This is a genomic window from Brachyspira suanatina (genome assembly GCF_001049755.1).
Classification (GTDB): Bacteria; Spirochaetota; Brachyspiria; order Brachyspirales; family Brachyspiraceae; genus Brachyspira; species Brachyspira suanatina.
The window spans coordinates 1-497 of the sequence record NZ_CVLB01000026.1; the positions used below are offsets into that span (position 1 = coordinate 1).

Below are 497 nucleotides of genomic sequence, written 5' to 3' on the forward strand. Positions count from 1 at the left end.
AAATGAAAAAAACAAAAAGAATGCAATAGGTTTCGCTGTTTATATGGACAAGCTATACACAAACGACATAGCTAAAAATGAATATGATTTTGATATACTTATACTATATAAAAGCGGCGATGAAAAAATTTTATTAAGCAAAGTACAAAGTTTTATAAAAGAGAATAAGAAAGTAAGAACTGATATATACAGCGATGATTATAATACAGATTATAGCTACAGAGAAAAATACATATTTGAGAATGATGTTTTAATTAATTCATAAAAATTGCGAATGCCTGACATTTGTAAAAATGGCATGGATTATAAATGAGCAATTTTTATTAGCAATAATATAAAAAATTTTATTAAGCAAAGTACAAAGTTTTATAAAAGAGAATAAGAAAGTAAGAACTGATATATACAGCGATGATTATAATACAGATTATAGCTACAGAGAAAAATACATATTTGAAAACGATAATTTTGTTAGTTTATAAAAATTGCAAATGACTAAT

Annotated in this window: 1 pseudogene; it reads left to right on the forward strand. The window is 23.7% G+C overall.

The features are described from left to right. A pseudogene (locus BRSU_RS14090) lies at positions 1-265 on the forward strand (ATP phosphoribosyltransferase regulatory subunit); the annotation flags it as partial. Positions 266-497: the final 232 nt, after the last annotated feature.